General features: G+C 52.8%; 24 protein-coding genes and 1 other annotated feature. Of the genes, 13 read left to right on the forward strand and 11 right to left on the reverse strand.

Annotated elements, in window-relative coordinates; all coding sequences use genetic code 11:
* Window positions 1–12: 12 nt before the first annotated feature.
* Together ACMGGR_RS03890 and ACMGGR_RS03895 are read right to left on the reverse strand one after the other, a co-directional pair.
* Window positions 13–1,299 (reverse strand): HlyC/CorC family transporter, encoded by a 1,287-nt coding sequence (locus ACMGGR_RS03890; RefSeq protein ID WP_246761864.1) that lies wholly within the window; start codon window positions 1,297–1,299, stop codon window positions 13–15.
* 25 nt (window positions 1,300–1,324) lie between these two features.
* Entirely contained in the window at window positions 1,325–2,116 is a 792-nt protein-coding gene (locus ACMGGR_RS03895) for an inner membrane protein YpjD (RefSeq protein ID WP_246761865.1), read from the reverse strand.
* Between the two features lie 158 nt (window positions 2,117–2,274).
* Between ACMGGR_RS03895 and ffh the strand changes: the two genes are divergently transcribed.
* From ffh to ACMGGR_RS03925, 6 genes are all read left to right on the forward strand, one after another.
* The gene (gene ffh, locus ACMGGR_RS03900; protein ID WP_246761867.1) at window positions 2,275–3,636 is read left to right on the forward strand and encodes a signal recognition particle protein; all 1,362 of its coding nucleotides are present in this window, start codon (window positions 2,275–2,277) and stop codon (window positions 3,634–3,636) included.
* Between the two features lie 136 nt (window positions 3,637–3,772).
* Window positions 3,773–4,021 (forward strand): 30S ribosomal protein S16, encoded by a 249-nt coding sequence (gene rpsP, locus ACMGGR_RS03905; protein ID WP_105593983.1) that lies wholly within the window; start codon window positions 3,773–3,775, stop codon window positions 4,019–4,021.
* Window positions 4,022–4,039: 18 nt separating this feature from the next.
* Window positions 4,040–4,588 carry a ribosome maturation factor RimM gene (rimM, locus tag ACMGGR_RS03910; protein ID WP_246761868.1) on the forward strand — a complete coding sequence of 183 codons (549 nt, stop codon included), beginning with the start codon at window positions 4,040–4,042 and terminating at the stop codon, window positions 4,586–4,588.
* Between the two features lie 35 nt (window positions 4,589–4,623).
* Window positions 4,624–5,394, forward strand: coding sequence for a tRNA (guanosine(37)-N1)-methyltransferase TrmD (gene trmD, locus ACMGGR_RS03915; protein ID WP_246761870.1), 771 nt, complete (start codon window positions 4,624–4,626; stop codon window positions 5,392–5,394).
* Between the two features lie 45 nt (window positions 5,395–5,439).
* Complete coding sequence (gene rplS, locus ACMGGR_RS03920; protein ID WP_024965502.1) at window positions 5,440–5,802, forward strand: 50S ribosomal protein L19; 363 nt, start codon at window positions 5,440–5,442, stop codon at window positions 5,800–5,802.
* Between the two features lie 155 nt (window positions 5,803–5,957).
* Window positions 5,958–7,256, forward strand: a complete 1,299-nt coding sequence (locus ACMGGR_RS03925; protein ID WP_246761888.1) for a methyl-accepting chemotaxis protein — start codon at window positions 5,958–5,960, stop codon at window positions 7,254–7,256.
* Between the two features lie 107 nt (window positions 7,257–7,363).
* Here the strand turns inward: ACMGGR_RS03925 and ACMGGR_RS03930 are convergent, their stop codons facing one another.
* From ACMGGR_RS03930 to ACMGGR_RS03940, 3 genes are read right to left on the reverse strand one after another with little or no spacing between them, the layout of a single operon-like run.
* Complete coding sequence (locus ACMGGR_RS03930; RefSeq protein WP_414148213.1) at window positions 7,364–7,963, reverse strand: glutathione S-transferase family protein; 600 nt, start codon at window positions 7,961–7,963, stop codon at window positions 7,364–7,366.
* Window positions 7,960–8,655 (reverse strand): CTP synthase, encoded by a 696-nt coding sequence (locus ACMGGR_RS03935; RefSeq protein WP_414148214.1) that lies wholly within the window; start codon window positions 8,653–8,655, stop codon window positions 7,960–7,962. The genes ACMGGR_RS03930 and ACMGGR_RS03935 overlap by 4 nt, the downstream gene beginning before the upstream one ends.
* On the reverse strand, window positions 8,655–9,179 hold the full coding sequence (locus tag ACMGGR_RS03940) for a GNAT family N-acetyltransferase (protein WP_246761892.1): 525 nt from the start codon (window positions 9,177–9,179) through the stop codon (window positions 8,655–8,657). Before ACMGGR_RS03940 ends, ACMGGR_RS03935 begins: the two co-directional genes overlap by 1 nt.
* Before the next feature lie 275 nt (window positions 9,180–9,454).
* Here ACMGGR_RS03940 and ACMGGR_RS03945 point away from each other — a divergent pair, with 275 nt between their 5' ends.
* The 4 genes from ACMGGR_RS03945 (at window position 9,455) to tyrA (ending at window position 13,731) form a co-directional block, all read left to right on the forward strand.
* Window positions 9,455–11,044, forward strand: a complete 1,590-nt coding sequence (locus tag ACMGGR_RS03945) for an OFA family MFS transporter (protein WP_414148215.1) — start codon at window positions 9,455–9,457, stop codon at window positions 11,042–11,044.
* A gap of 18 nt (window positions 11,045–11,062) precedes the next feature.
* Complete coding sequence (locus tag ACMGGR_RS03950; RefSeq protein WP_414148216.1) at window positions 11,063–11,245, forward strand: hypothetical protein; 183 nt, start codon at window positions 11,063–11,065, stop codon at window positions 11,243–11,245.
* A 285-nt stretch (window positions 11,246–11,530) separates the two neighbouring features.
* A complete protein-coding gene (locus ACMGGR_RS03955) occupies window positions 11,531–12,610 on the forward strand; it encodes a 3-deoxy-7-phosphoheptulonate synthase (RefSeq protein ID WP_246761895.1) in 1,080 nt (359 codons plus the stop codon).
* A gap of 2 nt (window positions 12,611–12,612) precedes the next feature.
* Complete coding sequence (gene tyrA / locus ACMGGR_RS03960; protein WP_246761897.1) at window positions 12,613–13,731, forward strand: bifunctional chorismate mutase/prephenate dehydrogenase; 1,119 nt, start codon at window positions 12,613–12,615, stop codon at window positions 13,729–13,731.
* A gap of 134 nt (window positions 13,732–13,865) precedes the next feature.
* Here the strand turns inward: tyrA and ACMGGR_RS03965 are convergent, their stop codons facing one another.
* The 6 genes from ACMGGR_RS03965 to bamD form a co-directional block, all read right to left on the reverse strand.
* On the reverse strand, window positions 13,866–14,717 hold the full coding sequence (locus tag ACMGGR_RS03965; protein ID WP_414148217.1) for a substrate-binding domain-containing protein: 852 nt from the start codon (window positions 14,715–14,717) through the stop codon (window positions 13,866–13,868).
* Window positions 14,606–15,655 carry an ABC transporter substrate-binding protein gene (locus ACMGGR_RS03970; RefSeq protein WP_414148218.1) on the reverse strand — a complete coding sequence of 350 codons (1,050 nt, stop codon included), beginning with the start codon at window positions 15,653–15,655 and terminating at the stop codon, window positions 14,606–14,608. Before ACMGGR_RS03970 ends, ACMGGR_RS03965 begins: the two co-directional genes overlap by 112 nt.
* 104 nt (window positions 15,656–15,759) lie before the next feature.
* Window positions 15,760–16,920 carry a bifunctional chorismate mutase/prephenate dehydratase gene (gene pheA / locus ACMGGR_RS03975; protein ID WP_246761903.1) on the reverse strand — a complete coding sequence of 387 codons (1,161 nt, stop codon included), beginning with the start codon at window positions 16,918–16,920 and terminating at the stop codon, window positions 15,760–15,762.
* Between the two features lie 21 nt (window positions 16,921–16,941).
* Window positions 16,942–17,066 (reverse strand) — a sequence feature (Phe leader region).
* On the reverse strand, window positions 17,018–17,065 hold the full coding sequence (locus ACMGGR_RS03980; protein ID WP_200871605.1) for a hypothetical protein: 48 nt from the start codon (window positions 17,063–17,065) through the stop codon (window positions 17,018–17,020). Its footprint overlaps the feature before it by 48 nt.
* A 157-nt stretch (window positions 17,067–17,223) precedes the next feature.
* Window positions 17,224–17,556, reverse strand: coding sequence for a ribosome-associated translation inhibitor RaiA (gene raiA, locus ACMGGR_RS03985; RefSeq protein ID WP_246761904.1), 333 nt, complete (start codon window positions 17,554–17,556; stop codon window positions 17,224–17,226).
* A 263-nt stretch (window positions 17,557–17,819) separates the two neighbouring features.
* On the reverse strand, window positions 17,820–18,551 hold the full coding sequence (bamD, locus tag ACMGGR_RS03990) for an outer membrane protein assembly factor BamD (RefSeq protein ID WP_246761906.1): 732 nt from the start codon (window positions 18,549–18,551) through the stop codon (window positions 17,820–17,822).
* A gap of 130 nt (window positions 18,552–18,681) precedes the next feature.
* Between bamD and rluD the strand changes: the two genes are divergently transcribed.
* The 3 genes from rluD (at window position 18,682) to clpB (ending at window position 23,087) form a co-directional block, all read left to right on the forward strand.
* On the forward strand, window positions 18,682–19,659 hold the full coding sequence (gene rluD / locus ACMGGR_RS03995; RefSeq protein WP_246761908.1) for a 23S rRNA pseudouridine(1911/1915/1917) synthase RluD: 978 nt from the start codon (window positions 18,682–18,684) through the stop codon (window positions 19,657–19,659).
* Entirely contained in the window at window positions 19,659–20,387 is a 729-nt protein-coding gene (yfiH, locus tag ACMGGR_RS04000; protein WP_414148219.1) for a purine nucleoside phosphorylase YfiH, read from the forward strand. The genes rluD and yfiH overlap by 1 nt, the downstream gene beginning before the upstream one ends.
* Before the next feature lie 114 nt (window positions 20,388–20,501).
* The gene (gene clpB / locus ACMGGR_RS04005; RefSeq protein ID WP_246761923.1) at window positions 20,502–23,087 is read left to right on the forward strand and encodes an ATP-dependent chaperone ClpB; all 2,586 of its coding nucleotides are present in this window, start codon (window positions 20,502–20,504) and stop codon (window positions 23,085–23,087) included.
* Window positions 23,088–23,257: the final 170 nt, after the last annotated feature.

Raw genomic sequence — 23,257 nt, forward strand, 5'->3', positions numbered from 1 at the left:
AGGGGATAAATTTTACGATCCTACCGATTCCTTCAGCGTTTTCTGCGGCGTAACGCGAACCTGCTTAATCATATTTTCCTGCACGTCCAGAATGTCTATCGCATAGTGGCCGATATGCACCGTCGTGTTTGGCAGCGGTATATCTTCCAGCACTTCCAGAATCATCCCGTTAACCGTGCGCGCTTCTTCTTCTGGCAAATGCCAGTTAAAAGCCTTATTTAGCTCACGTACGTTAGCACTGCCTTCAATCAATACCGAGCCGTCATTCTGCGGCATAACTTCTTCAGCCAGCGTAGGGGACATTGAGGTCGTAAAGTCGCCCACAATCTCTTCCAGAATGTCTTCGATAGTAATCAGCCCTTTGATATCGCCATACTCATCCACTACCAGGCCAACTTTCTTCTTGTTGCGCTGAAATTTGACCAGCTGGACGTTAAGCGGCGTACCCTGCGGCACATAATAGATCTCGTCAGCCGCGCGCAGCATCACTTCTTTGGTGAACTCTTTTTTCTCGGTCATCAGCCGGTAAGCTTCACGCACGCGCAGCATGCTGATAGTGTCATCCAGCGAATCACGATAAAGCACAATGCGGCCGTGCGGTGAGTGGGTCAGCTGGCGGACAATAGATTTCCAGTCGTCATTGATATTGATGCCGACCACTTCATTACGCGGCACCATGATGTCGTCAACGTTGACCTTCTCCAGATCCAGCACCGACAGCAGCATATCCTGGTTGCGATGCGACATCAGCGTACGGGATTCATAAACGATAGTTCGCAGCTCTTCCTTGCTCAGCGCGGAATTGATGGAGCTATCGGTTTTCATCCCAAACATACGCATTAAAATGCGGGTAATGGTATTCAGCAACCATACCAGCGGCAACATCACAATTTGCAGCGGGCCCAGTAGCAGGCTGCTGGGAAAAGCCACTTTTTCGGGATAGAGCGCCGCCACGGTTTTTGGCAGGACTTCTGCAAATACCAGCACGACGAAGGTCAGGATACCGGTGGCGATAGCGACGCCTTCATCACCATGTAAACGCATGCCGACAATGGTTGCCAGCGCGGAAGCCAGGATATTAACCAGGTTATTGCCAATCAGAACCAGGCTCAGCAGGCGGTCCGGGCGGCGCAGCAGCTTCTCCACGCGGCGAGCGGCGCGATTGCCGTTTTTAGCCTGGTGGCGAAGCTTGTAGCGGTTGAGCGTCATCATGCCGGTTTCGGAGCCGGCAAACCATGCCGACACCAGCACCATGACAAACAGAATAATAATCAGCGTGGTGGTTGAAACTTGTTCCAACGAGGGAGTTCCTTGTAGTGGACGATCAGGAGGTCAAAAAATGTTGCAGCATACGGCTGCCGAAATAGGCCATCGTCAGCAGAAACGCGCCGCCAAAGTTGAACCAGGCAACGCGACGTCCGCGCCAGCCTTCATGGTAGTGACCCCAGAGCAAAACGATATAAACAAACCAGGCGAGAATCGACAATACGGCTTTGTCCACATTTTCGCGACTAAACAGATCGTGCATATAAAATAGTCCGGTGCAGAGCACCAGCGTGAGCAGCACCACGCCAACCTGGGTGATGTGAAACATTTTGCGCTCAATGGTCATCAGCGGCGGAATATCATTGCTGAAAGCCAGCTTTTTGTTTTTCAACAGCCAGTCAATCCACGCCAGCTGCAAGGCGTAGAGCGCTGCAATCATCAAGGTTGCATAGGCAAAAAGCGCCAGGCCAATATGCACCATCATGCCGGGCGTTGTTTCCAGATGCGTAATAAAGGCGTTTGGTACAAAGGTAGCAAAAGCCAGGTTAATCAGCGCAAAACTGTAAACGATGGGCAGCAGTATCCAGCCGCGATTGCGCGAAGCCACGATGGTCATAATGGCGCAAATCAGCAGGCTGACCAGCGAGCCGACGTTCAGCAGGCTAAGATTCTGACCGCTGCCTGCCGCAAAAATGCGCTGCTCCAGCGCCACGCCGTGACAGATCAGGGCGCCAGTGGCTGAGATAACGGCCATGCGTCGCCAGGCGCTCTGTTTACGCAGCAGGCTGGGAATAATCAGTGCAAGGCTGAAAGAGTAGGCGAGCAGCGCCAGAATCGCAAAAACGGACATAGATGGTACCGGCAAGGCTATGAAAAAAAGCAGTATAGCGTTAGCGGGCGCTGGCTCCAAACGATCTCAACTCAGATGGCTGAGATCGCAGCGGCTTCATGTTATAATCCGCGCCATTGTGTCGCCTGGCGACCTCTCATTACGTTGAGCGAGAGACGATGTTTGATAATTTAACCGACAGATTGTCGCAGACCCTGCGCAATATCAGCGGCCGTGGACGGCTGACAGAAGACAACATTAAGGACACTCTGCGCGAAGTGCGCATGGCGCTGCTTGAGGCGGACGTTGCGCTGCCGGTAGTGCGCGACTTCATTAGCCGCGTAAAAGAGCGCGCCGTAGGGCACGACGTTAACAAAAGCCTGACGCCTGGTCAGGAGTTTGTGAAAATTGTTCAGAATGAGCTGGTCGCCGCCATGGGCGCCGAAAACAACACGCTCAATCTGGCTGCTCAGCCACCGGCCGTCGTGCTGATGGCGGGCCTGCAGGGTGCGGGTAAAACTACCAGCGTGGGCAAGTTGGGTAAATTCCTGCGCGAAAAGCACAAAAAGAAAGTGCTGGTCGTCTCTGCCGACGTCTATCGTCCTGCGGCAATCAAACAGCTGGAAACGCTGGCGGAACAGGTTGGCGTTGATTTCTGCCCGTCCGACCTCAGCCAGAAGCCGGTCGATATCGTTAAAAACGCGCTGCAGCAGGCAAAGCTGAAGTTCTATGACGTGCTGCTGGTGGATACCGCAGGCCGTCTGCACGTTGACGAAGCGATGATGGACGAAATCAAACTTGTCCATGCCGCCATCAACCCGGTAGAAACGCTGTTTGTGGTTGATGCCATGACCGGCCAGGATGCGGCGAACACGGCAAAAGCTTTCAACGAAGCGCTGCCGCTGACCGGTGTGATCCTGACTAAAGTGGACGGTGATGCTCGCGGCGGTGCTGCACTTTCCATCCGCCATATTACCGGCAAACCTATCAAGTTTATGGGCGTCGGCGAAAAAACCGAGGCGCTGGAACCCTTCTATCCGGACCGTATCGCTTCCCGTATTCTGGGCATGGGCGACGTGCTGTCGCTGATCGAAGATATCGAAAGCAAAGTCGATCGCGCGCAGGCGGAAAAACTCGCCAGCAAGCTGAAAAAAGGCGACGGTTTCGATCTCAACGACTTCCTGGAACAGCTCAAGCAGATGCGCAACATGGGCGGCATGGCCAGCCTGATGGGCAAGCTGCCGGGCATGGGCCAGCTGCCGGATAACGTTAAGTCGCAGATGGACGATAAAGTGCTGGTGCGCATGGAGGCGATGATCAACTCCATGACGCGCAAAGAGCGCGAAAAGCCAGAGATTATTAAAGGTTCCCGCAAGCGCCGTATTGCGCAGGGTTCCGGCATGCAGGTGCAGGACGTCAACCGTTTGTTAAAGCAGTTTGACGATATGCAGCGTATGATGAAAAAGATGAAGAAGGGCGGTATGGCGAAGATGATGCGCGGCATGAAAGGTATGATGCCGCCGGGCTTCCCGGGCCGTTAAGCCAGCCGGAAAAACGCTCAGGCGAATTAGATTGCTTTTTGCGCCAAAATGAGTAAAATTTTCGGGCTTTTTATATTGCACCCGGGCCCCGTTCCCTCAATGGGGCCCGGTTGTTTTATTAACTAAAGAGGATGTTATGGTAACAATTCGTTTGGCACGTCACGGCGCTAAAAAGCGTCCGTTCTATCAGGTAGTCGTCACCGACAGCCGTAATGCTCGCAACGGTCGCTTCATCGAGCGCGTTGGTTTCTTCAACCCGATCGCTTCTGGTCAGGCTGAAGCACTGCGTCTGGATCTGGACCGCATTGAGCACTGGGTTGGCCAGGGCGCTACTCTCTCTGATCGCGTTGGTGCGCTGGTCAAAGAAGCTAAGAAAGCAGCTTAATCTGTCACGGTGGTCAACATGAGCAAGCAACTCACCGCCCAGCCCCCCGCTAACCCGTTAGTCTTAGGGAAAATGGGATCGGCCTATGGTATTCGTGGTTGGCTCAAAGTGTTTTCCTCCACCGAAGATGCTGAAAGCATTTTTGACTATCAGCCCTGGTTTATTAAACAGGCAGGTCAATGGCGGCTTATCGAGCTGGAAGGCTGGAAGCGCCACAATCAGGACATGATCATCAAGGTCAAAGGCATTGAAGATCGTGATGCGGCCACGCTACTTACCAATTGCGAAATTGTGGTAGACGCGGAGCAGCTGCCGGCTCTGGAAAGCGGCGACTATTACTGGAAAGACCTTATGGGTTGCCAGGTGGTCACCACTGAAGGATACGAACTGGGAAAAGTCATCGATATGATGGAAACCGGTTCGAACGACGTACTCGTCGTTAAGGCAAACCTGAAGGATGCATTTGGTGCGAAGGAGCGGCTGATTCCGTTCCTTGATGGACAGGTTATCAAGAATGTCGATCTCACTACCGGCACCATCGAAGTAGATTGGGATCCTGGTTTTTGAGCTCCGGACAAAACGGTAACACTCCGGCGCGGTCGATGTGGATTGGCATAATCAGCCTGTTCCCTGAGATGTTCAGCGCAATTACCGAATACGGAGTAACTGGCCGGGCAGTAAAAAATGGCCTGCTCAGCATTCAGAGCTGGAGTCCTCGTGACTTCACTCATGACCGGCACCGTACCGTGGACGATCGTCCTTACGGCGGCGGACCGGGAATGCTAATGATGGTACAACCCTTACGGGATGCCATCCATGCAGCAAAAGCGGCGGCAGGAGAAGGCGCTAAGGTGATTTATCTTTCACCTCAGGGTCGCAAACTCGATCAGGATGGGGTTTGCGAGCTGGCGACCAGCGAGAAGTTAATTCTCGTGTGTGGTCGCTATGAAGGGATTGATGAGCGCGTAATCAAAACCGAGATCGACGAAGAATGGTCGATTGGAGATTACGTTCTCAGCGGTGGGGAACTGCCGGCAATGACGCTGATTGATTCGGTCGCCCGGTTTATTCCTGGCGTACTGGGCAAGCAGGCGTCGGCCGAGGAAGATTCGTTTTCCGATGGTTTGCTGGACTGTCCGCACTATACCCGACCTGAAGTGTTAGAAGGGATGGAGGTTCCGCCAGTTCTGCTGTCGGGCAACCATGCTGAAATTCGCCGCTGGCGTCTGAAACAGTCGCTGGGCCGTACCTGGCTAAGAAGACCTGAACTTCTGGAAAACCTGGCTCTGACTGAAGAGCAAGCAAAGTTGCTGAAGGAGTTCCAAAAGGAATTCAGACAGCAGCATAACGATGATGGGCAGTCCGGGCAGTAGCCGCGGTGCCTGAATATCAGTTTACCCAGGATAAGAGATTTAATTATGAGCAACATTATCAAGCAAATCGAACAAGAGCAGATGAAACAGGACGTACCTTCATTCCGTCCGGGTGATTCCGTGGAAGTGAAAGTATGGGTTGTTGAAGGCTCCAAGAAGCGTCTGCAGGCATTCGAGGGCGTGGTTATCGCTATTCGTAACCGCGGTCTGCATTCTGCATTCACCGTTCGTAAAATTTCTAACGGCGAAGGTGTTGAGCGTGTATTCCAGACTCACTCACCTGTCATTGACAGCATTGCTGTTAAACGCCGTGGTGCCGTACGTAAGGCCAAACTGTACTACCTGCGTGAGCGTACCGGTAAGTCTGCACGTATCAAAGAACGTCTGGGCGCTAAAGCAGCATCCTAAGTTAATACCTGATAAGGGGCTGGCCGCAAGGCCGGCCCTTTTTTTATGCCTGCAACAAAGTTATTACCGATTGAATTAATAAAACCAATTGATTAAAGCCTGAACAAATAGCGCCGATACAACAGATAACTCTAATAAAAATCGGATATTACGCTATGCAAACGCGCTTTAATTTTTTCTCGTTTGGCGACCATGCTGCTGACACGCTGCGTTCGCTAAAAAAGACCGTTGCCTGTATCGAATTCAGGCCTGATGGCACCATCCTGACCGCCAATCCCCTTTTTCTGAGCGTGATGGGATATGGTCTGGACGAGATCGTCGGGCAGCATCACCGTATCTTTTGCGCGCCGGAGCTACTCGCTTCCCCGGCCTATGCTCATTTCTGGCAGCGTTTACGCGGAGGTGAAAGCTTTAGTGACAAATTTATGCGCATCACCAAAGACGGCACGCCTGTCTGGCTGGAGTCGCACTATATACCGGTAACGGATCGGCGCGGGCGCGTAATGAAAATTGTTAAGCTGGCTTCCGATATCACTGAACGGGTCGAAGACGCGCTGGAACAGCGGGCGATAACGACGGCCATAGGAAGATCCATGGCGGTCATTACCTTTACGCCGGAAGGGAAAATAATTAAAGCTAACGATAACTTTTTTAGCGTTATGGGTTATACCCCTGCTGAAATTGTTGGTCGTCATCACAGCATGTTCTGTACTGCTGAAATTCGTAACAGCGCTGAATACAACGCTTTCTGGAGCAGCCTTAAGCAGGGGAACTTTATCTCCGGCCAGTTTGAACGTGTCAACAAGCGTGGCGAAACGGTCTGGCTGCGGGCAACCTACAACCCGGTTTTTGATGAAAATAATCGGCCTTATAAGGTTGTTAAGTTTGCCAGCGACGTAACGGCGCAGGTCAACAAAAATCAGCAGGAGCGTGAGGCCGCCCAGCACGCCTGGCATGCTGCTACCGGTACTCAGGAAAATACGCGTACCGGGGCTACGGTGATTGAAGGCAGCGTTGACGTCATGAACGCCATTGCTACCGAGCTGGAGCTGGTTACCGGCGGTATTACCGACCTGAACAAACAGTCTCACCACATTAGCGAAATGGTCGAAACCATCCGCAATATCGCTAACCAGACTAACCTGTTAGCGCTGAATGCGGCCATTGAGGCGGCGCGGGCGGGCTCTCACGGACGTAGCTTTGCCGTTGTCGCCAATGAAGTACGCATGCTGGCTACCAATATCAATAATGCGACGCAGAAAATTGAAACCGTGGTACGGCATAACCATACTCTGGCAAACCAGGCGCTAAAAAACATTGGCGACAGCAGGCGGAAGGCGGAAGAGGGCGTCACCCTGATCCAGCAGGCGGGGCAGGTAATTACGGATATTCAGCACAACGCCGCTCAGGTTGTTGAAGCTATTGACCATGTTAACGCCGCGCTAAAAGAGTAGCCGCGCGGCGATCCGTTTTGCTGTACGGTACCTGCTTGAGGATTGGGAATGCGACCCTGTTCAGGTCGCATTGTTATATTACCTTTCGTCACTCAGGCAATAAATTCTCAAACTGTTCTGTTATTGCATTCTAACGCTTTGCTGTAACTTTCCCGCTGCTGACACTTCTTAACGTAAGCATTTAATGCATCATTCAAAGGCAAGCCGCACAGCTGCGCCCACAACAGCGTATGGGCCAGAAAAATATCCGCCAGCGTAAAATGTTCACCGGTAATCCAGTCGCCATCCGGCGCTATAATGGCGGTAAGCGCCTTACAGGCATCGTGGAAAGCTGTATCTGTCACGGCTGGTGAACGCAAGTTTTCAGGCAGCAGATATTTATGCTTAAGCAAAGTCCAGACGGGAGACTCAAGGTCGGTCAGAGCAAAGCTGAGCCATTCATTTACTTTGGCTTTCCGTAAAGGGTTATGCGGATAAAGCTCGTCATTACCCTTTTTCTCGGCAAGGTACTGACAGATAGCTGCTGTTTCAAAAATCAGACTTCCTTCGTCTTCCAGTACCGGTACTTTGCGTAACGGATGTGGAGAAGAGACCACAGGCCGGGAGGAAAGCAGATCGACAGGACAAGTGGTGTAATCAAGCCGCAGTTCTTCCAGCGTCCAGAGCACTCTTAAAGAGCGGCTTTTGGGAAAAGTATAAACTTTCACTGGCCGGATGCCGCAGTAAGTAAAGCCACTACCAGTGGCGAAAGCTCATTACGTAGTGAAGCCCGCTCTGACTGAAACAGCGTGGCAACAAAAAACCTGTGCCCCGAAAGCTCCACGCCGCGCACGTCGCCTTCACTATCGCGGGCGCTGATGCGTAATGGATAGTCCCGTAGCTCTTTTGCAAAGTCACCATTAACGCCAAAATTACAGTGATAGCCTTCATGGGTCGTAAGCTTTCCATAAGCGGTAGCAATAACAGAATCTGCTGCAATCACGATATCGCCCGTTTGTTCCACTAACGAACAGCTTAATGGCGTAATTACCGCACGGCCTTCGCTATCTGTCTCCGCATGCGCAGCATCATGCCAGCCCATTACGTTACGGGCATACTCAATCACCGCATACTGAAAACCACCACAGGAACCCAGGAAAGGCACGTTGTTTTCGCGTGCGTAAGTGATAGCCATAAAAGCGCCGGCATCATTTTTATAAGGGCTGCCGGGCACTACCCAAACAGCATCAAAATTCTGAAATATTTCCGGCGTGGTTATCGATTCAGTTGGCACCCATTCAGCCGTAACGGCAAGGGCAAGGGAGTCGGCAGCCAGCCGAACGGCACCGGGAATAGCCTGATGCGCAACGGCCTGCGGACGATAGTCGCCAACAAGGGCCAGACGAACAGAACGAGTCATTAAATATTTCCTGTACGATGAAAATGATAAATAGCCGTATCAACCGGCCCGCTTGCCAGCACAATCAGACCATGCCTGATACCCACAAACTCGCCGCCACATTTTTCCGCCACCCGACGGCTGGCAATATTTTCTGCGACGGCCAGAATCTCTACCGTCTCTCTTTCCTGACTTTGCCAGGCCAGCTCAAGCAGATGGTGCACGGCCTGGCTGGCGACGCCCTTGCGCTGTTCGCTGCTGCGAACCCAGTAGCCGATTGAGCAAAGGTTTTTCTGCTGGTCAGAGTAGCGCAGACCTGCGCCCCCCAATAATCGCCCGTCATCCCCGGCAAAAAGACCCAGCTCGTTCGCTTCGCCGGTTTCACGCAGCGTACAGGTAGCCGCGAACCAGCGGCAAGCCTCCTCCACCGTAAAACCTTTATGCGGCCAGAGCAGCCAGGGGTGCAGAGTATCCAGAGACGCGTTGACGGCTTCGGCAAAGGCTGGCGCATCGTCGTTATGGTAAGGGCGTAAAAGGACTTTCATGCCGTTCTTCCTGTCAGGTAATTAGCGCGCCATAAGGCTCAGGGTCCGCAAGATCCCTCACTTTGATAAACCCACTTTCAAAATGAGATGCTACTTTTTTTAGCCGCTCGGTTATCCGTACAGGAGCGGGAAAAACGCAAAAATCTCGCGAGTTAACTCACAATATCATTACCCTGTACCGGCGATGGAATGAAATTTGCTCAATAAAATCCGAAACTAAATCATATTCATCACTATTACGGAGTAAGGCTTTAACCAAAACAAGGAGTGATTAAATGGACAAAATGGATTTTTTTGCAAAGCGCCGCATTGTTGCCGCGCCGGGATTTAACCGCTGGCTCGTTCCACCAGCCGCGCTGGCCATCCATCTTTGCATTGGCATGGCATACGGTTTTTCCGTGTACTGGTTGCCAATGTCGCAGCTTTCAGCCGCCTCTGCTTCTTTATCATGCAGCGCTGAAAGTAGCCTGTGGCAACAGCTGTTTACCAGCGGCTGTCGCTGGCGGATCTCCTCGCTGGGCTGGATTTATACGTTATTTTTCGTTTTTCTTGGCTGTTCGGCGGCCATCTGGGGAACCTGGCTGGAGAAAGCCGGGCCGCGCAAGGTCGGCTTTATTGCCACGCTGTGCTGGTGTGGCGGACTCACCATTGCCAGCTTCGGCGTATGGTCTCATCAGCTCTGGCTATTATGGCTGGGCGCAGGTGCCATTGGCGGCATTGGTCTGGGGCTGGGCTATATTTCACCCGTTTCCACATTGCTACGCTGGTTTCCCGACCGCAAAGGCATGGCCGCTGGCCTGGCGATTATGGGATTCGGCGGCGGAGCGATGATTGGTGCGCCACTTGCTACCACGCTGATGCATTTTTTTAGCACGGACGGCGAGGCAGGTATCTGGCAAAGCCTGCTGGCGCTGGCGGGTATCTATTTTGTGTTTATGCTCGCTGGCACGCTTAGTTATCGTATTCCCCCCATTGGCTGGCAACCCGAAAACTGGCAGCCTGCTTCGACAGAGCAACAGAACAGGGTGCAGGTACACGTTAACATGGCGATAAGAACCCCGCAGTTCTGGCTGCTGTGGCTGGTGCTTTGCCTGAACGTTTCCGCCGGAATCGGCGTGTTGGGCATGGCATCACCGCTTTTTCAGGAAGTGATGGCCGGACGCTTAAGCACGACTAGCGGAGATAAAGCAGTCGATATTGCTATGCTCGCCGCCGGGTTTACCGGTTTACTGAGCCTGTTTAATATTCTTGGCCGTTTTTTTTGGGCGTCGCTTTCCGATCGGCTGGGCAGGAAGTTAACCTTTTCGCTGTTTTTCGTGCTGGGAGCGATTTTCTATCTGCTGATCCCTTTTATTACCCGTACCGGCAGCATCCCGCTTTTTCTGATGTGCTTTTGCATTGTAATTTCCATGTATGGCGGAGGCTTTGCCACCATTCCAGCTTATCTGGCCGATATTTTTGGTGCGCGGATGGTCGGTGCTATCCACGGCAGGCTGCTGACCGCCTGGTCTGCGGCAGGTATTGTAGGGCCGGTGCTGATTAACTATTTACGCGAACATCAGCTTGCTTCCGGCCTGCACGGCGCAGAGCTTTACCAGTTAACGCTCAATATCCTTGCAGGGCTACTGCTGCTGGGACTGCTTTGCAACTTGCTACTTTGTCCCGCCGATAAAAAATATGCCATGAGTGAACAAGAAGAGCAAAGTGCCGGCTCGCTCTATCAAACGTCTCATGGAAGCTGTCTAAGCTGGCATCCGGCCCGTTCAAGCTGGCCGCTAACGGTCGTTAGCTGGGTAGTGGTGCTGATCCCACTGCTGTGGGGAATTAGCATTACCCTTAAACGAACCCTCGCGCTGTTTACCTGATAGCAGGGGGGCAGATCTGTGTTCAGACGATTTATCTTCACCGTTATTCTTAGCAGCGTACTGATCTTTTTTTGCCTGCTGTTCCTGAATCTCTTTGAGCCTTGCCCACGGGACAAAGAGATAAAGCTGGGGCTTTCCGTACTTATCAGCTACTTCAGCTACTGGCTGATAAAACGCCAGCTCGAAAAGAAGAGCAGGTAATCGGCCTGCTATCGTTTGCCCGAGGAAATTGTTTATAAAAGCTTTTCACCAGCGTCGCCAGAGTAATCTTTTGTGTAAAGATATAATTACATTTGAATTAATGTGGGCGCATTTTTTAATTACTTTAATTATATGATTTTAAATAAATTAATCCATAATGGCGTCGTGTTTTTACAATGATGGTAATAAATATGTACAAGGTGAGATTGATGTTTGTACGGATTCTGATACAGTAATCAGCACCTCGACGACAGGCTGAAAAAACTTACAAGAGAGCTGAAGACCATGCAAAAAGACGCGCTGAACAACGTTCATATCGCTGACGAACAGATCCTGATTACGCCGCAGGAGCTGAAAAACAAATTCCCGTTGACCGCCGCTCAGGAGGCGCAGATTGCCGCTTCCCGACAGACGATTTCTGACATTATCAGCGGGAAAGATCATCGTCTGCTGGTAGTTTGTGGGCCGTGTTCCATTCACGACACAAAAGCCGCGCTGGAGTATGCCCATCTTCTGAAAACGCTCTCTTCAGATTTACAAGATCGGCTTTATATCGTCATGCGCGTCTATTTTGAAAAGCCTCGTACCACCGTGGGCTGGAAAGGGTTGATCAACGACCCTTACATGGATAACTCTTTCGATATGGAAGCCGGACTGCATATTGCCCGTCGTCTGCTGGTGGAACTGGTCGATATGGGATTACCGCTGGCAACGGAAGCGTTAGATCCGAACAGTCCGCAATACCTGGGCGATCTGTTTAGCTGGTCGGCAATCGGCGCACGCACTACCGAATCCCAGACCCACCGCGAAATGGCCTCCGGTCTTTCCATGCCGGTTGGTTTTAAAAACGGCACGGATGGCAGTCTGGGCACCGCTATTAACGCTATGCGCGCTGCCGCCATGCCGCATCGTTTTGTCGGCATCAACCAAAGCGGTCAGGTCTGCCTGCTGCAAACCCAGGGAAATCCGGACGGTCATGTCATTTTGCGCGGCGGTAAGAAGCCAAATTACGGCCCGGAAGATGTAGCGCAGTGTGAAAAAGAGATGCTGCAGGCGGGACTCCGTCCGTCACTGATGATAGATTGCAGCCATGGCAACTCTAACAAAGATTTCCGTCGCCAGACCGGCGTGGCTGAATCTGCCATAGCGCAGATCAGAGACGGCAACCGCTCCGTTATTGGCCTGATGCTGGAAAGTCATCTGCATGAGGGTAACCAGTCTTCCGAGCAGCCTAAAAGCGATATGCGCTACGGCGTTTCCGTTACCGATGCCTGCATTAACTGGGAAACAACGGAAACCCTGCTGCGAACGATTCACCAGGAACTGGACGGAGTGCTGGCGGCGCGACTGTCGCAAAAGGATTAATTATGGTGGCTGAACTGACCGCGTTACGCGATCAAATTGATGAAGTTGATAAAGCACTGCTCGATTTACTGGCTAAAAGGCTTAGCCTGGTGGCAGAAGTTGGTGAGGTAAAAAGCCGCTACGGATTACCGATTTACGTGCCGGAACGTGAGGCAACAATGCTGGCCTCACGCCGTAAAGAGGCCGAGCTGCTGGGCGTGCCGCCGGATTTAATCGAAGACGTACTGCGTCGCGTAATGCGCGAATCTTATGCCAGTGAAAATGATAAAGGCTTTAAAACGCTTAACCCTGAACTGCGCCCGGTGGTTATCGTTGGCGGCAAAGGTAAAATGGGGCGTCTGTTTGAAAAAATGCTGACGCTTTCCGGCTATCAGGTCAAAACGCTGGATAAAGATGACTGGGCGCAGGCGCCTGACATGCTGGCGGATGCGGGCATGGTGATTATCAGCGTGCCAATCCATTTGACCGAAAAGGTCATCGCGGAACTGCCGCCGTTGCCGGAAGACTGCATCCTGGTGGATTTGGCCTCCATAAAAAATGGCCCGCTACAGGCGATGCTGGCCGCGCATAGCGGCCCGGTTTTAGGGCTGCATCCGATGTTTGGCCCGGACAGCGGTAGCCTGGCAAAACAGGTTGTGGTCTGGTGCGACGGTCGCCAACCGGAAGCCTATCAGTGGCTGCTGGAACAGATTCAGGTGTGGGGCGCACGGCTGCACCGCATTAGCGCGGTAGAACACGATCAGAATATGACCTTTATTCAGGCGCTGCGTCACTTTGCCACTTTTGCCTATGGTCTGCATCTGGCAGAAGAAAACGTCGATCTGGAACAGCTGCTGGCGCTCTCTTCGCCTATTTACCGGCTGGAACTGGCAATGGTGGGACGACTGTTTGCGCAGGATCCGCAGCTGTATGCGGATATTATTATGTCGTCAGAAAACAACCTGGCGCTGATCAAACGTTATTACCAGCGTTTTGGTGAGGCTATCCAGCTGCTGGAAAAGGGCGACAAGCAGGAGTTCATTAACAGCTTCCGTCGCGTGGAACACTGGTTTGGTGATTACGCCCAGCGCTTTATGCTGGAGAGCCGCTCGCTGCTTCGTCAGGCCAACGACCGTCAGTAAGCGGGATGCTTCGCCAGGCATAGCTGGCAGTAAGCGAAAGCCGGTTACGGTAAAGCAACCTACGCCATGGATGGCGTAACCCGAACCATGAAAAACAGTATCTGCTAAATTCGTACCCATCCTTCATGTCAGCCTTACGGGCTGCAATCCTCTTTCCCGGCCAGCGGTAAAAATCCTTTCTTTTGCAAAATCTCCTGCGCCTGAGCGCTTAATAAAAATTCCGCAAGCGGTCTGGCTGCGGGCTGACAAATTGCCAGGCCGTAGCTGGCGCGAATTTTAAAAGGGGCGGGAATAGCCATAACGGTGATGCCTGGCAGCTGATTAATGCGCGCTGCATAGCTCTGATAACCGATAAAAATATCGGCCCGGTTATTGTTCAACAGCCAGCCTGCCGCAACTTCGCCAGCGGGAACAGGCAGACTTTGCGGGCCGCCAACCAGCTGAAGCGCTCGTTGCTTCAGCGCCGCGCCCATAGTCGGCCGATATTGCTCAATAAGGTCAAACAGCTGCCAGGTATAATCGCCGGACGGATCGCTTATCGGCGTGGAAGTCGCTATGCGCAAAGCCGGATCGCAAAGCAGCTCGAACCAGTTGCGGTCTGCAGCCGCCAGCTCTTCCCTGACGCTAAGGCAAAGCTGATTGTGGCAAAAGACGCTGATATCCATTGCCCTGCCTGACGCCAGCAAAGCCTGTGGGTGCATTATATTTGCCGACAGAAAAAGATCGCAGTGCTCGCCATGCATAATTCGCTGTCGCAAAAGCCCTGCCGGACCAAAGGTGCTGGTAACCGTGTTTCCCGTCGATGCGCGATAAGCTGCGGCTAAATCAGGCCAGACCGCTCGCAGGCTCCCGGCAGCCAGAACCCGCAGAGTCATCAATGACTGCCCACATAGTGGGTACGATAAAAGCGTTGATACCAGGCATCCGCTTTTTGCTGCATATCTATATCGCGGAATTTCTGCGGATAAAGCTTTTTCGCCATCCATAGCTCGCCCAGCGCCAGCGCTTCCGGCATCGGATAGCCCCAGGCTTTGGCATACTCCGGCATCAGATAAACGCGATGATGTTTAACCGCATCAATAGCCTGCCACGCTGGCTGCTGGTTGATCTCGTCGATCACCTGCGGATAACGATCCTGCACAAAGATCACCTGCGGATCCCAGGCGATGATCTGCTCCATCGAAACTTGTTTATAGCCTTTTACCGTAGCGGCAGCCACGTTCAGCGCGCCAGCGTGAGCCATCATCAGTCCGGTGTATTTACCCGAACCGTACGTGGTGAGATCGGGATTAGCCATATAAACGCGAATACGCTGTGAAGCGGAGACTGTTTTTAACCGGTCGGCAGTTTGCTGACGCTGGCTAAAGGTTGCCTTGACCAGTTCTTCTGCCTGCTGCTGATGGTTGACGACCTCACCGATTAGACGAATGCCTTCTTTTAAGCCCTGATTGTAGGCCTGCTCCTCATCAGTAAGCTCGGGATTAAGGCGGTTCTGTTGCTTATCATCGCGACGTAATGAAATAGCGATAACGGCTATCCCCAGCTTTTGTATCCGCTCGATCATTTCCTGCGGTGCGTAGTTAGTAACAAATACGACCTGCGGATGTAGCGCAACCAGTTTTTCTATATCAACGTGCGTCAAATCGCCCAGTGTTGGTATCCGGGTTAGCTCAGGCACCAGACGCTGGTAGCTGTCGCCCAGCTGCTGCTTCCAGCTGCTGAGAATACCTACCATCGTGCCGGTGGCATCCAGCTGTACCAGAAGATTCAGCGTTTGATGCTGAAGCACGACCACGCGATCGACCCGATCGGGAATAGTGACCTGGCGGCCCAGCTGATCGACAACCTGACGATCGGCATAAGAAGAGAAGGGCGACAAAGCTGCCGCTGCCAGCAAGAGGGAGCAAAAAATTTTACGCATCATAGTTACCTGAATTCCGTTATGTATTTGATGATATAGCGGTGGGTGTATCAGGTAAATAAGTCTGTCGAGGTATTTGCCGCTCCAGGGAGCGGCGGGTTTAATCGTTACTTTGGCTCTACCGGCAGAACGTTTTCGCCAGGATAGCAGCCCAGCACTTTTAACGAGCGGGTGATCGGAGCCAGCTCTCGCAGCGCCTGCTGAACTTCTTCCGAACGCAAATTGCCCTGAAAATCGATATAAAACATCTCTTCCCATGGATTGCCGTTAATCGGACGAGATTCCAGCTTGCTCATTACCAGATTATGGCGGCGCAGCACCAGCAGCGCTTCGACCAGCGCGCCCGCCTGCTGGCCCGTTGCCATCACCAGCGTAGTTTTGGCTGGAACCTGAAGCGTGACGTCAACCGGCTTGCGCGCCAGGATCACGAAACGAGTGATATTTTGCTGTTGATTAGCCAGATTGCGCTCCAGCACCTGCAAGCCATACAGCTCTCCACCGGCCTGACTGCCCAGCGCTGCCACTTTCGGCGATTTCATTGCGGCAACCTGTTCCATTGCGGCGGCCGTGCTTTCGGTATACTCAATTTTCCAGTGCGGATAACGGTGAATAAACTCACTGCACTGCTGGAAAGGCTGCGGATGACTGTAAACCGTCTCGATTTGCTGGAGATCGGTACTGCCGGTAACCAGTACGCAGTGGTCAATAGGGATCGTCATTTCGCCAACCAGTGAAAGACTGGTCTGCTGTAGCAGATCGTAAACCTCATTGATTGAACCGGAGCTGGTGTTCTCAATCGGCAACACGGCGTAGTCTGCCTGACCTGTTTCCACCTGATTAAAAATTTCCCGAAAGCTCAGACAGCCGCATTCAATCACGTTATCAAAGTGGCGAGCGGCATAGTTACGGGAAGCAAGATGAGAATAGGAGCCTTTTGGACCCAGGAAGGCGATGCGTGCCGACTGCGCATTGGTCTGGTTCAGATGCTTTTGCAGTAGCGCCTGCTGCGTCAGGACAGAATCTTCAATAATCAGTTGAAACAGGCGGGTAATGTAATGCGCATCCAGCTTGTGCGCTTTGCCAAGCGTAACCAGGTGTTCCAGTAAATCGCGCTCGCGGTCGATGTCGCGGACAGGCCGATGGGTGGCCATTTTTGCCGTAGCAACCTCAACCGCCAGCGCCCGGCGTTTGGCAAGCAGGCTCAGTAATTCTTCATCCAGGGCGCTGATCTTCTCGCGCAGGTTAAGCAGGGGATTTTCGTTGTTCATAAGGCTACCTGTCAGATGGTCAAAAAAAAAGCCTCCCGCTTGGGAGGCCTTGTTGTTCGTCTTCGCATTCTTTCTTACACGACGAATCGCCTCCCGTTCAGGGGAAGGTAAAAAAGAAGGCGAAGAAGAACAGCTGTTTTTTCATCGGAGTATCCACGATTGTCAGAGGGTTAAAGTAACCGCAGCAATTTATCACTGTCAATAAGAAATGCAGCTCTGGCTAAAGAAGGGGGTTTTCCGTTGGTAGAGGCGAAGAAGGCAGAACAAAAAAACGCGCCCTGAGGCGCGTTCTCATCTTTTTAACTATTCCTCATCGATGACGCTAAGATCCTTAACGCTGGCGTGGGCGCGCTTCGCTTCACCCTTGTGCTGAACCTTGTTCAGCTGGCGCTCCAGCTTGTTGATCAATTCATTAATAGCGGCATACATATCATCATGCGCGGCGCTGGCAATCAGCGGGCCGTTCGGCGTATTGATGGTCGCATCGGCAACGTATTCTTTCGGTTCCTTTGACAGAACGATATGGGGATTAATCAGATGAGTTTGCCATTTTTCTAATCTGGCGAGACGCTCTTCAACATGTTGGCGGATAGCCGGCGTGATTTCCATTTGCTTGCTGGTAATGTTCAGAACCATAGTGCTTACCTCTCATCATTTCCGTCAAATGTAGGTTAAGCATACCCTGGAAAAACGGTTAATGTGTGATTTACGTCACGTTATTTTGTCACTTTTTGTCAAGATAAGGGATTTTGTGAGACAGGCTGGCAACCCTGGAGAAGAGGCTTGTAGGTCAGGGTATTCACAGGCATTATGGATCGGTTGACCTGTAGAGGGTTAACGCATCGGGGCTTCTGCTAACAGAAAAATGGCAGCCGGAGCTGCCATTTCAGTGGTTCATCTTACGCCTTATTGGCCGCAATGATTTTCGCTACCTTATCGGCTTCTGCCGTTAGCTGCAGCTTGCGATAGGCATTTTCCATCAGCGGCAGTGCCTGACGAGTGGCCTGCGTATCCGGATAATCCCTCATCATTTGCTCAACGCGGTTAACTACTGCGACATAAGCCTCGCGCTTAGTGTAGAATTGCGCGACGGAGAGTTCATACTTCGCCAGACGATCCTTCAGGTAGATCAGACGCTTTCTCGCATCGGTAGCGTACTGGCTGTTCGGGTAACCGCGCAGCAGCTGAGAGAAGTCGTGGAAGGCGTCACGCGCATGGGTAGGATCGCGGTCGGAACGGTCGATGCCGAAAAAGCCCTGCAGCGCGCTGTCATCAAGCGCCATGTCCGTCAAACCACGCATATAAATGACGTAATCAATGTTCGGGTGGGTTGGATTCAGACGCATAAAGCGGTCAATCGCGGCCTGCGCCAGCGGCAAATCGGCATTTTTATAGTAAGCGTAGATCAGGTCCAACTGAACTTGCTGGGAGTAAGGCCCGAACGGATAGCGGTTATCAAGCGCTTCCAGTTGCGTTATTGCTCCTTTAAAGTTACCGTCCTGCAGTTTTTGCTGGGCAGTGGCATAGATCTCGGAAGGCGGGCTATCGGGCACCGTATCCTTCGAGCCGGAACAACCCGCTAATGCCAGGCTCAACGTGGCTGCAGCCACCAGATATTTCATACGCGTCATGACGATTTGATTATCCTCAGAGTGTTATTCAGGAAGCTGTCCATGTAGCTCCCGATAGTGACCAGGTACAATAGCACATTATATTAAACGGCATCGCCGTGAAAACCCAACGTTAACGAAGAAGCTGTTTATGGCACAACAAGTAAAACTCAACGCAACGGTCTCCGAATCGCAACTCGGACAACGCTTAGATCAGGCTTTGGCCGAATTGTTCCCTGATTATTCAAGATCTCGTATAAAAGAGTGGATTCTCGACCGTCGCGTCACCGTCAATGGCGTAATTATCGACAAACCGCGTGAAAAACTGCTCGGCGGCGAACAAATCGCTATCGATGCAGAGATAGAAGAAGAAGCACGCTGGGAAGCGCAGGATATCCCGTTGAACATTGTCTATGAAGATGACGATATTCTGGTGATCAACAAGCCGCGCGATCTGGTGGTGCATCCTGGCGCGGGCAATCCTGACGGTACGGTGCTGAATGCGCTGCTCCATCACTATCCTGCTATTGCGGATGTACCGCGTGCGGGCATCGTCCATCGTCTTGATAAAGATACCACCGGCCTGATGGTAGTGGCTAAGACGGTGCCGGCGCAAACGCACCTGGTCGAATCTCTGCAGCTGCGTGAGATTACCCGTGAGTACGAAGCAGTAGCTATCGGCAGAATGACGGCGGGCGGCACGGTAAACGAGCCAATCAGCCGTCACTCTACCAAGCGTACGCACATGGCCGTCCACCCTATGGGCAAACCGGCGACCACGCACTATCGCATTATGGAGCACTTCCGCGCCCATACGCGTATGCGTCTGCGTCTGGAAACGGGCCGTACGCACCAGATCCGCGTGCATATGTCGCATATCAGTCACCCGCTGGTGGGCGATCCGCTGTACGGCGGCCGTCCGCGTCCGCCAAAAGGTGCGTCAGAAGCCTTTATCTCTACGCTGCGCAAGTTTGACCGTCAGGCGCTGCACGCGACCATGCTGCGTCTCTATCATCCCGTTACCGGGATTGAGATGGAATGGCACGCGCCGCTGCCGCAGGATATGGTGGAGCTTATCGATGCCCTTAAAGCCGATACTGAAGAATTTAAAGATCAGCTGGACTGGTAATGAGCCTGATTACGCCTGAATGGGATGCGCCCGCTAACGTGCGGGCCTGTAGCACCACGCGGATGGGCGGCATCAGCCTGGCGCCCTGGGATTCTCTGAACCTTGGCGCGCATGTCGGTGACCAGCTCGCTGCGGTGGAGCACAACCGGCAGCATCTCGTCAGCTTGGCGGCTATGCCTTCGCCGCCCGTCTGGCTGGAGCAGGTTCACGGCACGCGTGTGCTTCATCTTTCCGGTGAGCAGCCCGGTTCGCTTCAGGCCGATGCGGTTTATACGCGTCAGCCCGGTGCGGTTTGCGCGGTGATGACGGCTGACTGCCTGCCGGTTCTTTTCAGCTCGCTGGACGGCAAAGAAGTCGCGGCCGCCCATGCTGGCTGGCGCGGACTTTGCGCTGGCGTACTGGAAGCGACGCTTGCTGCTTTTGCGTCGCCGCCGGAAGAAATCATCGCCTGGCTGGGTCCGGCAATTGGCCCGCAGGCTTTTGAAGTAGGCGCAGAGGTACGCGAGGCGTTTTTAGCGCAGGATTTAACCGCCAGCGATGCTTTTCTTCCCGCAGGCGAAAAATATTATGCAGATATCTGGCAGCTCGCCAGGCTGCGTCTGACACGTCAGAACGTGCGCCAAATCACGGGTGGCGGCTTGTGCACCTTCTCGCAGCCCGAGCAATTTTTCTCTTACAGACGTGATGGCGTAACGGGCCGTATGGCAAGTTTGATCTGGCTGAGCTAACCTGTCGCCCTAAGACGGTCCGGACTGACCTTTTTTTCACCAAAATATTCAGGTCATTTAACTTGAAAATTTGAGGGAAGACCTCATTTAATCTCCAGTAGCAATTTGACCTGAATAGGGGGAATTATGCGTCTGGATCGTCTTACTAATAAATTCCAGCTTGCTCTTGCTGACGCCCAGTCTTTAGCACTCGGGCGCGACAACCAGTTTATCGAACCACTTCATCTGATGAGCGCCTTGCTAAAGCAGGAAGGCGGTTCCGTCTCACCTTTACTGACTACGGCTGGCGTGGATGTCTCCGCGCTGCGTCACGGTGTTGAGCAGGCAATTAGCCGCCTGCCGCAGGTAGAAGGCACGGATGGCGATGTACAGCCTTCTGCCGACCTCGTACGCGTACTGAATCTTTGCGACAAACTGGCACAAAAGCGTGCCGACAACTTTATCTCATCCGAACTCTTTGTGCTTGCCGCGCTGGATTCACGCGGATCGCTGGCTGATTTATTGAAATCGGCCGGGGCAACCAGTGAAAAATTACAGCGGGCAATTGAGCAGATGCGTGGAGGCGAAACCGTGAACGACCAGGGAGCTGAAGATCAGCGCCAGGCACTGAACAAATATACCATCGACCTGACCGAGCGCGCGGAGATGGGCAAACTGGATCCGGTTATCGGGCGTGATGAAGAGATTCGCCGCACGATTCAGGTTCTGCAACGTCGTACCAAGAATAACCCGGTATTGATCGGTGAGCCTGGCGTCGGTAAAACCGCTATCGTAGAAGGACTGGCGCAGCGCATTATCAATGGCGAAGTTCCTGAAGGCCTGAAAGGGCGTCGGGTTCTGGCGCTGGATATGGGCGCGCTGGTGGCGGGTGCAAAATATCGTGGCGAATTTGAAGAGCGTTTGAAAGGGGTACTGAACGACCTGTCTAAACAGGAAGGCAACGTCATCCTCTTTATTGACGAGCTGCATACGATGGTCGGCGCCGGGAAAGCGGATGGCGCAATGGATGCCGGTAACATGCTGAAGCCTGCGCTGGCTCGCGGGGAACTGCACTGCGTCGGCGCAACAACGCTGGATGAATATCGTCAATATATAGAGAAAGACGCCGCGCTTGAGCGTCGTTTTCAGAAAGTCTTTGTAGCGGAACCAAGTGTTGAAGACACCATTGCTATTCTGCGTGGCCTGAAAGAGCGTTATGAACTGCATCACCATGTGCAGATTACCGATCCGGCCATCGTCGCGGCCGCTACGCTGTCGCACCGTTATATTGCCGATCGCCAGCTGCCGGATAAAGCCATCGATCTGATTGACGAAGCGGCTTCCAGCATCCGTATGCAGATTGACTCTAAACCTGAGGCACTGGATCGCCTTGAGCGCCGTATTATTCAGCTGAAGCTGGAACAGCAGGCGCTGAAAAAAGAGTCGGACGATGCCAGCATCAAGCGGCTGGATATGCTGGAAGAAGAGCTGAGCCAGAAAGAGCGTGATTATTCGGAACTGGAAGAGGAGTGGAAGACAGAAAAAGCTTCTCTTTCCGGTACGCAAACCATTAAAGCAGAGCTGGAACAGGCGAAGCTTTCTATGGAGCAGGCGCGAAGGACTGGCGATTTGGCGCAGATGTCGGAACTGCAGTACGGAAAAATTCCCGAGCTGGAAAAACAGCTGGCCGCTGCTACCCAGGCGGAAGGTAAAACCATGCGGCTGCTGCGAAACCGCGTCACGGATGTAGAGATTGCAGACGTGCTGGCCCGCTGGACGGGTATTCCTGTTGACCGCATGATGGAAGGTGAACGCGATAAGCTGCTGCGTATGGAGCAGGAACTGCATCAGCGCGTGATTGGGCAGGATGAAGCTGTCGAAGCGGTTTCAAACGCAATCCGCCGTAGCCGTGCGGGCCTGGCCGATCCTAATCGCCCAATTGGCTCATTCCTGTTCCTTGGTCCAACGGGCGTGGGTAAAACCGAGCTCTGTAAGGCGCTGGCGAACTTTATGTTCGACAGTGACGACGCGATGGTTCGCCTGGATATGTCAGAGTTTATGGAAAAACATGCGGTGTCTCGTCTGGTCGGCGCGCCTCCGGGCTACGTTGGCTATGAAGAGGGTGGCTATCTGACCGAGGCCGTTCGCCGTCGACCTTACTCTGTTATTTTGCTGGATGAGGTAGAGAAAGCGCATCCGGACGTGTTCAATATCCTGTTGCAGGTACTGGATGATGGTCGTCTGACGGACGGGCAGGGCAGAACGGTCGACTTCCGTAATACGGTTGTCATTATGACTTCTAACCTGGGATCTGACCTGATTCAGGAACGCTTTGGCGCGCTAAGCTACGCGGAAATGAAAGATGTCGTCATGACGGTTGTCGGGCAGCAGTTCCGTCCGGAGTTTATCAACCGTATTGACGAGCTGGTGGTTTTCCATCCGCTGGGTGAAAAACATATTGCTTCTATCGCTAAAATCCAGCTGCAGCGGTTGTATGACCGTCTGGCGGATCGCGGCTATGAACTGCATATCTCGGATGCTGCTTTACAGCTGCTGGGCGAAAACGGCTACGACCCTGTGTATGGTGCAAGGCCGTTAAAACGCGCCATTCAGCAGCAGATCGAGAATCCACTGGCTCAACAGATACTTTCTGGCCAGCTGGTTCCGGGTAAAACAGTTGAAATGGACGTGCAGGACGGAACTATAGTGGCGCACCAGTAACAGCGGTGACAGTTTAAAATGGGCCTTCGGGCCCATTTTTGTCTGTTTAATCGTCTATATGTACTGCTTTTAGCCTTCTGGGGCTAATTTTTGAACGGTTGAGTTATTTTTTGCAATTAGGGGTTGTCAGCCGTCGAGAACTCCCTATAATGCGCCTCCATCGACACGGA

Source organism: Erwinia sp. BNK-24-b (assembly GCF_047456155.1).
Taxonomy (GTDB): Bacteria; Pseudomonadota; Gammaproteobacteria; order Enterobacterales; family Enterobacteriaceae; genus Erwinia; species Erwinia phyllosphaerae.

Bases quoted from the DNA above. Each gene is read 5' to 3' on its own strand.
- ACMGGR_RS03895 (WP_246761865.1), bottom strand. From the start codon at position 2,116: ATGTCCGTTTTTGCGATTCTGGCGCTGCTCGCCTACTCTTTCAGCCTT.
- ffh (WP_246761867.1), top strand. From the start codon at position 2,275: ATGTTTGATAATTTAACCGACAGATTGTCGCAGACCCTGCGCAATATC.
- rpsP (WP_105593983.1), top strand. From the start codon at position 3,773: ATGGTAACAATTCGTTTGGCACGTCACGGCGCTAAAAAGCGTCCGTTC.
- rimM (WP_246761868.1), top strand. From the start codon at position 4,040: ATGAGCAAGCAACTCACCGCCCAGCCCCCCGCTAACCCGTTAGTCTTA.
- trmD (WP_246761870.1), top strand. From the start codon at position 4,624: ATGTGGATTGGCATAATCAGCCTGTTCCCTGAGATGTTCAGCGCAATT.
- rplS (WP_024965502.1), top strand. From the start codon at position 5,440: ATGAGCAACATTATCAAGCAAATCGAACAAGAGCAGATGAAACAGGAC.
- ACMGGR_RS03925 (WP_246761888.1), top strand. From the start codon at position 5,958: ATGCAAACGCGCTTTAATTTTTTCTCGTTTGGCGACCATGCTGCTGAC.
- ACMGGR_RS03935 (WP_414148214.1), bottom strand. From the start codon at position 8,655: ATGACTCGTTCTGTTCGTCTGGCCCTTGTTGGCGACTATCGTCCGCAG.
- ACMGGR_RS03940 (WP_246761892.1), bottom strand. From the start codon at position 9,179: ATGAAAGTCCTTTTACGCCCTTACCATAACGACGATGCGCCAGCCTTT.
- ACMGGR_RS03945 (WP_414148215.1), top strand. From the start codon at position 9,455: ATGGACAAAATGGATTTTTTTGCAAAGCGCCGCATTGTTGCCGCGCCG.
- ACMGGR_RS03955 (WP_246761895.1), top strand. From the start codon at position 11,531: ATGCAAAAAGACGCGCTGAACAACGTTCATATCGCTGACGAACAGATC.
- tyrA (WP_246761897.1), top strand. From the start codon at position 12,613: ATGGTGGCTGAACTGACCGCGTTACGCGATCAAATTGATGAAGTTGAT.
- ACMGGR_RS03965 (WP_414148217.1), bottom strand. From the start codon at position 14,717: ATGGATGGCGAAAAAGCTTTATCCGCAGAAATTCCGCGATATAGATAT.
- ACMGGR_RS03970 (WP_414148218.1), bottom strand. From the start codon at position 15,655: ATGATGCGTAAAATTTTTTGCTCCCTCTTGCTGGCAGCGGCAGCTTTG.
- pheA (WP_246761903.1), bottom strand. From the start codon at position 16,920: ATGAACAACGAAAATCCCCTGCTTAACCTGCGCGAGAAGATCAGCGCC.
- raiA (WP_246761904.1), bottom strand. From the start codon at position 17,556: ATGGTTCTGAACATTACCAGCAAGCAAATGGAAATCACGCCGGCTATC.
- bamD (WP_246761906.1), bottom strand. From the start codon at position 18,551: ATGACGCGTATGAAATATCTGGTGGCTGCAGCCACGTTGAGCCTGGCA.
- rluD (WP_246761908.1), top strand. From the start codon at position 18,682: ATGGCACAACAAGTAAAACTCAACGCAACGGTCTCCGAATCGCAACTC.
- yfiH (WP_414148219.1), top strand. From the start codon at position 19,659: ATGAGCCTGATTACGCCTGAATGGGATGCGCCCGCTAACGTGCGGGCC.